At 70.8% G+C, this 13,129-nt stretch carries 10 protein-coding genes; 8 read left to right on the top strand and 2 right to left on the bottom strand.

Annotated elements, in window-relative coordinates; all coding sequences use genetic code 11:
• Positions 1–117 precede the first annotated feature (117 nt).
• On the bottom strand, positions 118–3,300 hold the full coding sequence (locus tag IEZ31_RS00950; protein ID WP_190247740.1) for an AfsR/SARP family transcriptional regulator: 3,183 nt from the start codon (positions 3,298–3,300) through the stop codon (positions 118–120).
• Between the two features lie 304 nt (positions 3,301–3,604).
• On the opposite strand from IEZ31_RS00950, the gene IEZ31_RS00945 reads away from it, so the two are divergent.
• Positions 3,605–4,456, top strand: coding sequence for an SGNH/GDSL hydrolase family protein (locus IEZ31_RS00945; RefSeq protein ID WP_190247739.1), 852 nt, complete (start codon positions 3,605–3,607; stop codon positions 4,454–4,456).
• An 89-nt stretch (positions 4,457–4,545) separates the two neighbouring features.
• Here IEZ31_RS00945 and IEZ31_RS00940 read toward each other — a convergent pair whose 3' ends face one another.
• Entirely contained in the window at positions 4,546–5,592 is a 1,047-nt protein-coding gene (locus tag IEZ31_RS00940) for a glycerophosphodiester phosphodiesterase family protein (protein ID WP_229833891.1), read from the bottom strand.
• A 319-nt stretch (positions 5,593–5,911) separates the two neighbouring features.
• Here IEZ31_RS00940 and IEZ31_RS00935 point away from each other — a divergent pair, with 319 nt between their 5' ends.
• From IEZ31_RS00935 to IEZ31_RS00905, 7 genes are all read left to right on the top strand, one after another.
• Positions 5,912–6,838: a hypothetical protein gene (locus IEZ31_RS00935; protein ID WP_190247737.1), complete on the top strand. Its 927-nt coding sequence runs from the start codon at positions 5,912–5,914 to the stop codon at positions 6,836–6,838.
• 408 nt (positions 6,839–7,246) lie between these two features.
• Positions 7,247–8,833: an ABC transporter substrate-binding protein gene (locus IEZ31_RS00930; protein WP_190247736.1), complete on the top strand. Its 1,587-nt coding sequence runs from the start codon at positions 7,247–7,249 to the stop codon at positions 8,831–8,833.
• Positions 8,830–9,765, top strand: a complete 936-nt coding sequence (locus IEZ31_RS00925) for an ABC transporter permease (RefSeq protein WP_190247735.1) — start codon at positions 8,830–8,832, stop codon at positions 9,763–9,765. Before IEZ31_RS00930 ends, IEZ31_RS00925 begins: the two co-directional genes overlap by 4 nt.
• The gene (locus tag IEZ31_RS00920; protein WP_190247734.1) at positions 9,762–10,589 is read left to right on the top strand and encodes an ABC transporter permease; all 828 of its coding nucleotides are present in this window, start codon (positions 9,762–9,764) and stop codon (positions 10,587–10,589) included. The genes IEZ31_RS00925 and IEZ31_RS00920 overlap by 4 nt, the downstream gene beginning before the upstream one ends.
• Position 10,590: 1 nt before the next feature.
• Complete coding sequence (locus tag IEZ31_RS00915; RefSeq protein WP_190247733.1) at positions 10,591–11,565, top strand: ABC transporter ATP-binding protein; 975 nt, start codon at positions 10,591–10,593, stop codon at positions 11,563–11,565.
• Positions 11,562–12,632 (top strand): ABC transporter ATP-binding protein, encoded by a 1,071-nt coding sequence (locus tag IEZ31_RS00910; protein ID WP_190247732.1) that lies wholly within the window; start codon positions 11,562–11,564, stop codon positions 12,630–12,632. The genes IEZ31_RS00915 and IEZ31_RS00910 overlap by 4 nt, the downstream gene beginning before the upstream one ends.
• Positions 12,629–13,099, top strand: a complete 471-nt coding sequence (locus IEZ31_RS00905) for a PPOX class F420-dependent oxidoreductase (protein WP_190247731.1) — start codon at positions 12,629–12,631, stop codon at positions 13,097–13,099. Before IEZ31_RS00910 ends, IEZ31_RS00905 begins: the two co-directional genes overlap by 4 nt.
• Positions 13,100–13,129: the final 30 nt, after the last annotated feature.

Below are 13,129 nucleotides of genomic sequence, written 5' to 3'. Positions count from 1 at the left end.
ATAGATCATCGAAAGGCGGCGGGGTTTCCGTGGTCCCAGCGGTACCACACGGGTATCCGGCGATCGGGAGGGACACCGAGATGACGCGCAGACTCGACACCAACTGGGGCAGCCCGTTCAGGCCGGCCGGGTCAGCTCGCTGATCCGTTGCCGGAGCCCGCGAACCTCCGCGGTGTCGTCGTCACGATCGACATCGCCCAGCAGGGCCCCCGCGCTGACCGCGGCACGCATGGCGCCGTGCGTGTCGCCGAGGCGCAACCGTAGCTCCCCCAGCACGACCAGCGCGTTGACCTGCTGCACGGTCGCCCCGATCGCACCGAACGTCCGCGCTGCGGCATCGAGCCACTCGTCAGCCCGTGCCGGTTCATCCCGCTCGATGTCCAGCATGCCGAGCGCCTGCCGGGCGTGCGCCTCCACCAGCCGGTCCCCGAGCGCCTCGGCCAGCTGCAACACCTGCGCCAAGGCGGTCTCCGCCGCCCCGTGCCGGCCCTCGCGGTGCCGGACCCGGCCGAGGCCCAGCAGTGCGTATGCCTCACCGAGCCGATCGCCGTGGTCCCGGGCCAGGCGCAGGACCTGATGGAACGCCTCCGCGCCCCGGTCCAGCTCGTCCCGCCGCAGGTAGACCTCGCCGAGCCGGAACAGGATCTGCCCCTCGACCCGGCGGCTGCCGGCGATCTGGGTGATCGCCAAAGCGTCGTCGAGAATCTTCTGCGCCTGGTTGGCGTCGCCCGCGTCCAGCCGGAGCGCGGCCAGGCTGGACAGCACGTGCGCCACCGCGATCTGGTCGCCGGCCTCACGCAGGATCGGCAGCGCCTGCTCGTACCCGAGGCGGGCCAGGTCCGGCCGTCCGGCGATCCGGTCGAGGAAGGCGAGGTTGCGCAGGACCAGCCCCCGCCCGTGGTGATCGTCGCAGGCGGTGAAGCCGTCGAGGGCCTGGCGCAGCCGGTCGCGCGCGTCGGCGTGGCGCTGTTCGACGATGTGCAGCGCACCCAGCGCGTACTGCATGGCGGCGATGCCTCGCCGGTTGTCCAGCTGACGGACCAGTGCGAGCGCCAGCTCGGCCGATTCCCGCCAGTCCACCAGGTAGCTGCGCGCCTCGAACAGCGTGACCAGCGTCAGCGCGAGGTCCCAGGCCAGCTCGTCCCAGCGGTTGCGCACCGCCTGGCGCAGCCCGGCCGTGAGGGCCGGCCGCTCGGCCTCCAGCCAGCTGAGCGGCTGCTCCAGCAGGGCGGCGGTCGCGCTCTTCGGCAGCACCCAGCGGGGCTCGGCGCCGTGGAGGATGGTGTACTGCCCGCCGTACTCGCGGCGGTGCGCCTCCTCGGCCAGGTACAGCCAGCCGGCGAGGGCTCGCCGGACCGCAGTGGCCCGCTGGTCGTCCGGCTCCTCGGACTGGGCCCGCTCCCGCGCGAACACCCGCACCAGGTCGAGCAGCCGGAACCGGACCGGCCCGTCGGCCGTCTCGGCGAGCACCGCCAGCAGGTGCGCCTCGACCAGGTCGTCGACCAGGTCCTCGGCGTCGTCCAGGGCCACGTCGAGCAGCGCGGCGGCGGCCCACGAGCCGAACTCGGGCGCGTCGAGGCAGGCCAGCAGCCGCAGCAGTCGCTGGGCGTCGGGGCCGAGGCCGGAGTAGCTCACCGCGATGCTGGCCCGTACCCCGAGCGCACCGTGCTCCAGCTCGTCGAGCCGGCGGGTCTCGTCGCGCATCCGTCCGATCAGCCGGCTGGGCTTCCAGTGCGGGCGGGAGGCGAGCCTGGCCCCGGCGATCCGCAGGGCGAGCGGCAGCCCGCCGCAGAGCAGGGCCAGCTCGGTCAGGGCCGGGTCGTCGCGGCCGGCCCGGGCTGCCCCGACCACCGCCGCGAGCAGGTCGACCGACGGCTCGGGCGGCAGCACGTCGAGCGACACGTGCTCGGCGCCGGGCAGCGCGGTCAGCCGATGACGGCTGGTCACGATGACGGCGGCCCGTTCGTTGCCGGGTAACAGCGGCAGCACCTGGGTCTCGTTGACGGCGCTGTCGAGCAGGATGAGCATCCGCCGGTCCGAGATCAGGTCGCGGTAGACCTCGCCGAGGGCGTCGACGCCACCGGGTATGGCCAGCCCGTTGACGCCGAGCGCGCGCAGGAACCGGCCGAGGATCTCCACCGGCTGGACGGGCCAGGTGCCGTCGGAGAGGTTCGCGTACAGCGTGCCGTCGGGGAACGCGGCGCGCAGGCTGTGCGCGACGTGCAGCGCGAGGGCGGACTTGCCGACCCCGCCGGGGCCGGAGATGGCGACGATCGCCGGTTGCCGGGACGCGCTGCGGCCGGTTGCGCCGGTGACCGCCGAGGTGACCCGGGCCACCTCGGCGGCGCGGCCGGTGAAGTCCGCGGTGTCCAGCGGCAGCAGGTTCGGCGTCACCGGACGGGACCGTGCCGCCCTTGGCGAATCGTCGGCAGCCGGCATCGGCAGCTGGCTCGGCGCCGCCGGACGGAGCCGGTTCGGACCGGGCGGATCGTCGGCCGACGGCACCGGCACCTCGGCCCGTTCACGAGTCGGCTCCGCTGCGGCCGGTCCCTCCGGGGCTCCGGCGAGCACGAGCTGTTCGATGCGGCGTAACTCCGCCCCCGGTTCGAGGCCGAGCTCGCCGACCAGGACGGTACGGGCCTGCCGGTACACGTCCAGGGCTTTGGCTCGTCGACCGCAGCGGTGCAGCGCGGTCATCAGCGCGCCGTAGAACCACTCGTGCAGCGGGTGCTGGAGGATGAGCTCGCCGAGCTCCCCGACCAGCTCCGCGTGCCGGCCGATCTGCAGCTCGACCTCGATGTGCCGTTCCAGCACGGCGAGCCGCCGCTCTTCGAGGTGAAGGGCGCTGGCCTCCAGGATCGGGCCGGTCAGCCCGGCGAGCGGCGGCCCGCGCCACAGCTCCAGTGCGGAGCGGAACAGCCCGGCGGCCTCGTGCAGCGCACCGTCGGCGGCCAGCCTGGTCGCCTGCGCCGCCCGCTCCTCGAACTGCCGCGCATCGAGCCGCGCACCGGTGAGCATCAGCGCGTAGCCGGGCGGGCGGGTCTCGATGACCACCGGCGGGCCGGTCGACGCCGCGGCGGCGAACACCCGCCGGAGGGTGGAGACGCAGATCTGGACCTGGGAGCGCGCGGTGGCCGGCGGGTTCTCGCCCCAGAGCACCTCGATCAACCGGTCGGTCGGGACCATCCGGCCCGCCTCGAGGCACAACACGGCCAGCACCGAGTGGGTCCGCGGCCCGCCGAGCTGGAGCGACCGGCCGTCCACCGAGACTTCGACCGGCCCGAGGATGCCGATGTCCATGCCGCTCCGCTCTCCAGCCGCCTTTCCGGCCGCAGCATTGAGGACGGTGAAATCCACGACGGTGAATAGAGCGTAGCAGCGGACATGATCCCTTGGCCATGTGGAGTAATCGGCCACGGCCACCCCAGTCGGGCGGAACCGGTCGACATCGCCCGGACGCGGCGCCCGCGCGGCCCGCCGCCGCGATCGCTGAAGATCCTCTCTTGCCATCGGCGGCGATCTCCATCAAAGTAGTGCCTCACCACCGATAGACATGTACCGATGAGAACCATGTGCGGTGGGCTGCTACCTCAGGAGGAACGCCTTGGCCACCCCCGCGTCACGCTGGAGACAGCGCCTCTTCACCCTCGCCACCGGCCTCGCCGTCACCCTCGCGGCGTCCGTGGCGTGGAGCCTGCCCGCACACGCCGCGACCGTCGTGTACACCGCGCTCGGCGACTCGTACGCCTCGGGCGTCGGCACCCGCTCCTACTACTCGGACGGCACGAACTGCCAGCGCTCCCCGGTGGCGTACCCGGTCCTCGTCAAGAGCCAGATCGGCGCCGCCACGTTCGCCTTCGCCGCCTGCAGCGGAGCGAAGGTCAGCGATGTGCTCAACACCCAGCTCGGCAGCCTCTCCGCCACGACGACCCACGTCACCGTGTCGGTGGGCGGCAACGACGCCGGCTTCGGCAACGTCATCAGCAGATGCGCCCTGCCGTGGCCCTACACGTGCTGGGGCGAGATCGACAACGCCAACGCGTACATCACCAGCACGCTGCCCGGCACGCTGGACAACCTGTACAACCGCATCCGGGCGCTGGCGCCCAAGGCCCGCGTGGTCGTCGTCGGCTACCCCCGCCTGTTCAACGAGAGCGACTGCCAGTCGCTGGCCCGCATCAGCCCCGGGGAGCAGATCGAGCTCAACGACACGGCGGATCTGCTCGCCACCACGATCAAGGGCCGCGCGGCGGCGCACGGGTTCGCGTTCGTCGACCCCCGGTCGAGCTTCACCGGCCACGCCGTCTGCGACGCGACCGAGTGGATCAACGGCATCTCGAACCCGACGTCGGAGTCCTACCACCCCAACCAGGCGGGGCACGCCAGCGGCTACGCGCCCCTGGTGAAGAGCGCGCTGCTGGCAACGACGGTCAAGGCCGCCGCGAAGCCCGCATAGTCCGGACCCCCGCACGATGCGGCGCCTGCCACCGCAGGCGCCGCATCGCCGGTACCGCTCGATCAGCGCCCGGATACCCCGGGCGGGCATCAACGCGGGTTGTACGCCTTCGGCAGTCGCATGCCGCGCTCCGCCATGATCTGCCGGACACGGTTCGGGTAGTTCGTGATGATGCCGTCGATACCCATGTCCATGAGCGCCTCGATGGTGGCGGGGTCGTCACAGGTCCACGGGATGAGCTTCAGGCCCCGGTCGTGCGCCGCCTGCACCATGGCCGCATCGGGGTAGAACCGGAAGTTCGGGTCACCGATCTTGCCGTTCTGCGGGAACCCGTACACGGGCGAGAGGGCCGTGACGCCGGGGATCGAGGCGGCCGCCCGCACGAAGTCGCCCCCGAAGTCGTCAGCGTCGATGCCACCGAGCCACGGCGAGGCGCCCGGCTTGCCGACCTGCAGGAAGTCGTAGTTCGTCAGGGCCACGAGCGGCCACTTCGGCGCGAGCCGGTGCATCTCCTTCAACGCACCCCAGTCGAAGGACTGGATGGTGACCTGGTCCTCGATGCCGGAGGCGCGGATCTCCTCGAAGACCCGGCGGACGAACAGCTCGCGCGGCGCGGTCTGCTCGGGCGCGCCGGCCTCGACCTTGGTCTCGATGTTGAGCTTGATCTGCTTGGCGTGGTAGCTCTTGACGAGGTTCAGAACGTCCTTGAGCTCGACCATGCGGAAGCCCTTGATCACCTCCTGCTCGGGGAAGTCGGGCAGCCGCTGGTATCCGCAGTCCATCGTCTTGAGCTGGGCCAGGGTCAGGTCCTTGATGTACTTGCCGACGTACGGGTACATCGGGTCGCCGGCCGTGACCGGCGCGGTGTCGCGACACTTCTGGGCGCTGATCTGACGGTCGTGGTTGACCACGACCTTCTGGTCCTTCGTGACGTGCGTGTCCAGCTCCAGCGTGCTGACCCCCAGGCGCATCGCCTTGCCGAACCCCTCAAGCGACTCCTCGGTCGTCATACCGATGCCGCCGCGGTGGGCCTGCAGGTCGAAGTGCGTCTTCTGCGGCAACACTCCGGGGTGGCCGGTGGATGCGGCGTGGGCGACTGCCGGCACGGCGAGCACGGGCACGACGGCCAGGCTCACCAATACATGGCGCAGAAACATAGAACCTCAATCGTTGGATTCACTGACGTCACGACGCTAAGCGGGCGGCTCGGTACCGTCGTGGCCATGCCGTGATGGGCCTATGAACGTTGCGGAACGGTTCTCTGCGGGCGGACTCAGCGTGTCCGGGTGGCTGCGGACAGGCTCGACAGGCTACCGAAGTCGCTCGCTCGGCCGTGCGCGAGGCGTAAGGACGACGGCGCGTACGAAGATCGCTATGTTCGCGTCGACCGCCATCAATGTTCGATGCCTACGCTCCGGTTGCCTCCGATACCCGGATGAACCGAGGGAGTACCCCGTGAAGTTGTGGCGCTCTGTCACGACCGTTCTGCTCGTCGCGGCGACCATCGTCGCTCCGGCGAGCGCCGCGCACGCGGCCGTCACCGATGCCGAACTGGCGTACCGGTGGGCGCCGGTGCACTACCAGGACACCGCGAGCACCTACCGCGCCGACTACCTGGCGCCCGTCGACTACGACGGTGAGTGGAACACGCGCAACAACTGGAACAACCTCGACGCGTTCGCGTCCGGCCTGGTCGGGACCGTCTACTACTCCGTGGTCGAGACCGGCACGCACTGGTTCATCGTCTACGCCTACTACCACGCCCGCGACTACAAGACCTTCTTCCCGCACGAGAACGACATGGAGGGTCTGCTGCTCACGGTGCGCAAGGACGGCGGCACCGGCACGCTCGAGGCGATGGTGACGCTCGCCCACGACAACTTCTACTCCTACGTCCCGACCGGCGGCACCTACACCTCCGGGCGCGAGAACATCGACGGCACGGTGCTCATGCAGTCCTTCGACGGCGCCGCGCACCCGACCACGTCGCAGGAGTCGAAGGGGCATGGCTGCTACAACTGGTCCGGCGGGTCGTTCCCCGGCGGCGACGGCGTCGTGTACTACCCCAGCCGCACCGCTGGCGCGGTCCCGTCGGGGCCGAACGACCGCAACGCGCGGTACCGCCTCGTCGACATCTTCGGCCCGGGTGGGCCGTGGGAGCGGCGCAACAGCAACCCGCCGTATGCGAGCTGGGGCGCGTTCGCCGGCGACGACTGGCAGCCCAACGCCGCACACGCCCCGTGGGCCTGGGACGACCTGAACGACGGCAGTGACCTGCAGGCCGGCGTCATCGCGAGCGACCCGGCGTACCTGGTGTCGCGGTACTACACCAACCTGGGGGCGTTCAGCCTCGCCTACACCCGCAACCAGTACCGCGGCTGAACGCGCATCCGGCCCCGGCTCGCGTCGAGGGCATCCAGCTCGACGCGGGCCGGGCCGTCGCTCATGCGCCGCCGTCGGACCGCACCAGTAGGGCATTTCCGTCGAGGTGCACCGGGCCGGACAGAACGCCACGGAAGCGGTGCATCGCCACTCGGTGGACCTTCACCCACAAACTCCAGTGCTCGCCTGTCGCCGTCGCCGATGAGATGCGAGATCACGCCGATCATTTTCGAAATTTAGCCGAGCATGTCTTGAAGCCGCCTTATGTTCACAGTAGCTTCTCGTCATCGAACATCGGGCCGCCTCCGTCGGCGCACGGAGCGGGGTCGGGGCCGACCCGATCCCACGGCGGCTCGGACGAGGAGGTTCTGGAGAATGTCAGCTCCCTCGTGGCTCAGACTTCGGCGGATGGTGATCGGCGGCGTGGCCGTGCTGCTCACCGCCGCCGCGTGCGGTTCAGGTCCCGCCGAGGAGAACCAGGGCGGCGGCACGCCGGTCGACGGCGGCACGCTGAGCGTGGCGCTCTCCGCCGAGCCGGACAGCCTCGACCCGGCCGGCGCCGCCCAGGCGGCCGCGCACCAAGTGTTCATGCAGATCTACGACCCACTGGTATGGCTCAACCCGGCCAACGGCGAGTACGTCGGCGGGCTGGCGTCGTCCTGGACGACCTCGTCCGACGGCCTGAAAACGACCTTCAAGCTGCGTACCGGCGTGAAGTTCCAGGACGGCACCGACTTCGACGCCTCGGCGGTGAAGTTCAACTTCGACCGGATCCTCGACTCCTCGTTCAAGTCGCCGGTCGCCCGGGCCAAGCTCGGCCCGCTGAAGACGGTGACCGCGGTCGACCCGGCCACGGTCGAGCTCACGTACGCCACGCCCTTCCCGTCGCTGCTCAACTCCCTGAGTCAGCACTGGCTGGCCATCGTGTCCCCGGCGGCGGTCGCCAAGTACGGCAACAGCTACGGCCAGCACCCGGTGGGCACCGGCCCGATGTCGTTCGTGGAGTGGGTGACCGGTGACCACGTGACCCTGCAGCGCACGGCCGACTACGCCTGGGGGCCGTCGTTCCTGCACCAGGGCAAGGCGTACCTGGACAAGCTGATCTTCAAGATTGTCCCGGACGACGGGGCGCGGTCCGCGGCCGTCCAGAGCGGTGACGTACAGATCGCCTGGAACATGCCGGCGGCCGACTTCTCCCTGCTCAAGAAGAAGGGCTCCGACCTGACCATGGTGGCCGCGCCGTGGAGCGGCGGCTCGCTCGCGCTGTTCCTGAACACCGAGCGCGCCCCGACCGACGATCTCGCGGTCCGGCAGGCGATCCAGTACGGGATCAGCCGAACCGACCTCATCAACACCGCCCTGTTCGGGATCTACACCCCGGCCGAGGGCCCGATCTCCCCGCGGACCGTCGGCTACACGAAGGCGGTGGAGGGCAGGTACCCGTACGACAAGGCGAAGGCCGAGAGCCTGCTCGACGGGGCCGGCTGGACGATGGGCAGCGACGGCTTCCGCAGCAAGAACGGCACCCGGCTCGCGTTGAAGATCATCACGCACGCGCAGTTCAACCCGATCGCCACCGGCGTCCAGGGCCTGCTCAAGCCGCTCGGTTTCGACGTGTCGGTGGACATCCGCGCCGCCGCCGCCGCGACCGACGCCAACGGCAAGGGCGAGGGCACCGGCGGCATCACCGGCCTGGTCGACAGCGACGCGTCCGGCATCCAGCTCTTCTACAGCTCCAAGAACTACGGCGGGTTCGACTGGTCCCGCATCAAGGACACGCAGATCGACGACCTGCTGAGCAGGCAGACGGTCGAGACGGACGTCGCCAAGCGCCACGAGATCCTCGGCGAGCTGCAGACCACGATCATGGACAAGGCGCTGATCTACCCGATCTACCAGGGCGCCTTCCTGTACGGGGTCAGCTCGAGGGTGGGCAACCTGCACACCAACGTGCTCGCGTATCCCTACTACGCCGATGTCTGGCTCAAGCCGTGACACGGTACATCCTTCAGCGCATCGCGCTGTTGGTCCCCGTGTTGCTCGGGGTGTCGGGACTGGTCTTCCTGAGCCTGTACCTCACCCCGGGCGACCCGGTCACGGCCGTCGTCGGCGACGTGCCGGTGAGCGAGGAGACCCGCCAGCAGCTGCGGGCCCAGTACGGTTTCGACCGCCCGCTGTGGGACCAGTACGTCAGCTTCATGGGCCGGGCGCTCCAGGGCGACCTCGGCTACTCGTACCGCTACCAGCGGCCGGTGCTCGACCTCGTCCTGCAGAACATCCCGCAGACCATCCAGCTCATGCTGGCCGCGATGGTCATCGCGGTGCTCCTCGGCTCGCTCGTCGGCACCGTGTCCGCGCTCAAGCGCGGGTCCAAGGTGGACACCGCGCTGATGGGCCTGGCCACGCTGGGCCTGTCGGTGCCCACGTTCTGGCTCGGCATGGTCCTGCTGCTGTTGTTCGCGGTGAATCTGCGGTGGCTGCCGGCCATCGGCGCCGACCGGCCGGGCGCGATCATCCTGCCCGCGGTGACCCTGGCCATCGGGGCAGCCTGCATCATCGCCCGGTTCATGCGCGGTTCGCTGCTCGAGGTGCTCAACCATGACTACGTCGTCGCCGCCCGCAGCAAGGGCATGCGGGAGCGGCGAGTCATCGGCGTGCACGCCATGCGCAACGCGGTCATCCCGGTGCTCACCATCGTCGGCCTGCAGATCGGCAACCTGCTGGCCGGCGCGGTCGTCGTCGAGACCATCTTCACCCGGCACGGGATCGGGCAACTGCTGCTGTCCGGCATCACCAACCGCGACTTCCCGATCGTGCAGGGCACCGTCCTGTTCGCGACGGTCAGCTACGTCCTGGTCAACCTCGTCGTCGACCTGCTGTACACCGTGGTCGACCCGCGCATCCGGCACGGGGGTAAGCCGTCATGAAGCGCTATCTGCGGCACCCGAGCTTCGTCATCGGTGCGGTGCTGCTCGTCGTGGTCCTCATGGCCAGCGTCGTCGGCATGGTCACGACGCCGCACGACCCGACCGCGCTCGACCCGCTGGCCCGCCTGGAGAGCCCGAGCTGGTCCCACCCGTTCGGGACCGACCAGTTCGGCCGCGACATTTTCAGCCGGATCCTGGCCGGCGGCCACCTCACCCTGGCCACCGGCCTCTTCGCGGTCTTCCTCGGACTCGTCGTCGGCGGTACCGTCGGCTGCCTGGCCGGCTACTTCGGCCGGGCCGTCGACCTCGGTGCCGTCGCGTTCATGGACATCCTGCTGGCCTTCCCGGCGGTGCTCCTCGCCCTCGGCATCGTGGCGATCCTGGGCGGCAGCGTCACCAACGTCATCATCGCGGTCGGGGTCGCCACCGTGCCGGTCTTCGCCCGGGTCGCCCGCGCCTCCGTGCTCAGCGTGCTGGTCCGCCCGTACATCAAGGCCGCCGTCGCCATGGGCTGCACCCACCGGCGGATCCTGCTCCGGCACGTCCTGCCGAACATCCTCGGGCCGATGCTCGTGCTCACCACCACCACCATCGCGACCGCCATCCTCATCGGCTCCGCGCTGTCGTTCCTCGGCCTCGGCGCCGCCCCGCCGACCCCCGAGTGGGGCGTCATGCTCAGCGACGCCCGGGCCTACATGCGGCTCGGCTGGTGGCTGACCGTGGTGCCGGGCGTCGCCGTCGCGCTGGTGGTGCTGGCCCTCAACCTGCTCGGCGACGGCCTGCGCGACCTCATCGACCCGACGTCGCGGCCGGGAGGAGACTGAGATGGCCCTGCTGCAGGTGCACCGGCTGTCCACCGAGATCGGCTCCGGTCCGGCTCCGGTCCGGGCGGTGCAGGACGTGAGCTTCAGCATCGAGGCCGGGCAGACCCTCGGCCTGGTCGGCGAGTCCGGCTGCGGCAAGACGATGACCGCGCGCAGCATCGCCAGGATCCTGCCCGCCGACGCCCGGGTCACCGGCGGCGAGATCCTCTTCGACGGGCGGGACCTGCTCGCGCTGCCGGAGGCGGGCATGCGCGACATCCGCGGGCACCGGATCGGCTTCGTCTTCCAGGACCCGTCGACCAGCCTCAACCCCGTCTACACCATCGGCATGCAGGTCGCCGAACCGCTGCGCCAGCATCTCGGCCTCAGCCGCCGCGCCGCCCGCGAACGCGCCACCGAGCTGCTGGCCCGGGTCGGCATCCCGAGCCCCCGGCTGCGGCTTGACGACTTTCCGCACCAGCTCAGCGGCGGCATGCGGCAACGGGTCATGATCGCAATCGCGCTCTCCTGCACGCCGCGGCTGCTCATCGCCGACGAGCCCACCACCGCGCTGGACGTGACGATCCAGGCACAGATCCTCGAGCTGATCCAGGAGCTCAGCAGCGAGACCGGCACCGCGGTCCTGCTGATCACCCACAACCTGGGCATCGCGGCCGGGATCTGCGACCGGATCGCGGTGATGTACGCCGGCCAGATCGTCGAGACCGGTGCCGTCGACAACCTGTTCTACACGCCGAAGATGCCCTACAGCTGGGGCCTGCTCGACGCGCTGCCGACGCTCTCCGACGACGAACGCCTGATCCCGATCGAGGGCGGCCCGCCCGACCTCGGCACGGCCATCGAGGGCTGCCACTTCGCTCCCCGCTGCCGCCACGCGCGGCCGGTGTGCCGGCAGGACGAACCGGCGCTGAGCCGGCGTGGCACCGGACACGACGCACGCTGCCACGCCACCGAACCCGAAGGATGGCTGCGATGAGCGCCACGGTCGAGGTCGAACACCTGCGGGTCACGTTCCGCACCGGCGCCGGCCTGCCCGGCCGGCGGTCGGGCACCCTGACCGCCGTCAACGACGTCAGCCTGACCATCCCGGCCGGGCAGACGCTGGGCCTGGTCGGCGAGTCGGGCTCCGGCAAGAGCACGCTCGGCCAGGCCATGCTCCGCCTCGTACCGGCGACCGGCCGGGTCCGCATCGGCGAGCGGGACGTGCTGAGCCTGCCCCGCCGGGGGCTGCGCCAGCTGCGGGGCGAGGCGCAGATCGTGTTCCAGGATCCGTACGGCTCGCTCAACCCCCGGCAGCGCATCGGCGCGATCCTGGCCGAGCCGCTCGCGGTGCACCGCCTGCTGCCACCCCGCGACCGCCCGGCCCGGGTCCGGGAGCTGCTCGACCTGGTCGGCCTGCGGTCCGACCTCGCCCAGCGGTACCCGCACCAGCTCTCCGGCGGCCAGCGGCAGCGGGTCGCGATCGCCCGCGCGATCGCCGTGAACCCCTCGTTCCTCGTCCTCGACGAACCGGTGTCCGCCCTCGACGTGTCGATCCAGGCCCAGGTGCTCAACCTGCTGGTCGACCTGCGCGCACGGTTGGGCCTGACCTATCTGTTCGTGGGCCACGACCTGGCCGTGGTCCGCCACGTCAGCGACCGCATCGCGGTGATGTACCTCGGCCGGATCGTCGAGGAGGCACCGGCCGGCGCGCTGCTGACCGCGTGCGCCCACCCGTACACGCGCGGGCTGGTGTCGGCGCTGCCGGTGGCCGACCCGGAGACCGAGCGGGTGCGGGAACGCATCGTCCTCACCGGTGACCTGCCGTCTCCGATCACGCCTCCGCCCGGCTGCGGCTTCCACCCGCGGTGCTGGCTCTACACGCAGCTCGGACAGCCCGAGCGGTGCCGTACCGATCAGCCCGTGCTGCGGGTGGTCGGGCCGGACCAGTCGGCCGCCTGCCACTTCAGCCGGGAGCTGGCGGCCAGTCCGCTCGGCCGGGCGCCCGATGCGCCGACCCGCCGACGCCACGTCCCCGTACCCGTCGAAGGGAGTTCCGGATGAGCCAGTTCGAGATCGCCGAGGTACCTCGCACCGCAGCCGCCGCCCCGCCCACGTTCGCCTTCGGTGACGAGCAGATGGCCGACTTCCTGGCGCGGATGCGCAACGCCGTGCTCGCCACCAACCGGCCCGACGGCAGCCCGCAGGCCACGCCTGCCTGGTACCACTGGGACGGCCAGGTCATGCGGATCAGCAGCCCCGGCTGGACGCTGAAGGTGCGCAACATCCGCCGCGACCCACGGGTCAGCGTCTGCGTGGACGACCAGCTCAGCGGCACCTACGTGACCCTCTTCGGCATCGCCGAGATCGTGGACGGCCCGACCGTGCGCGACGAGTCGTGGCCGGTGCTGCTCAAGTACCTCCACGAGGACGAGGCGACCGTCCGCTGGATCCGGATCAACGCCGACAACGACCGGGTCGTCATCCGCATCACGCCGACGAAAATCATCTGGCGCAACGCGGTGCGCTGAGCCGTGCCGCGGCGTGGTGGGGCCGAGGGG

The organism is Dactylosporangium sucinum, from assembly GCF_014647515.1.
Taxonomy (GTDB): domain Bacteria; phylum Actinomycetota; class Actinomycetes; order Mycobacteriales; family Micromonosporaceae; genus Dactylosporangium; species Dactylosporangium sucinum.
Note: the sequence above shows the minus strand (reverse complement) of the source record. Positions and strands in the feature narration are given on the sequence as shown.

Coding starts and splice junctions, on each gene's coding strand:
- IEZ31_RS00950 (WP_190247740.1), bottom strand. CDS start 3,300: ATGGACATCGGCATCCTCGGGCCGGTCGAAGTCTCGGTGGACGGCCGG.
- IEZ31_RS00930 (WP_190247736.1), top strand. CDS start 7,247: ATGGTGATCGGCGGCGTGGCCGTGCTGCTCACCGCCGCCGCGTGCGGT.
- IEZ31_RS00920 (WP_190247734.1), top strand. CDS start 9,762: ATGAAGCGCTATCTGCGGCACCCGAGCTTCGTCATCGGTGCGGTGCTG.
- IEZ31_RS00915 (WP_190247733.1), top strand. CDS start 10,591: ATGGCCCTGCTGCAGGTGCACCGGCTGTCCACCGAGATCGGCTCCGGT.
- IEZ31_RS00910 (WP_190247732.1), top strand. CDS start 11,562: ATGAGCGCCACGGTCGAGGTCGAACACCTGCGGGTCACGTTCCGCACC.
- IEZ31_RS00905 (WP_190247731.1), top strand. CDS start 12,629: ATGAGCCAGTTCGAGATCGCCGAGGTACCTCGCACCGCAGCCGCCGCC.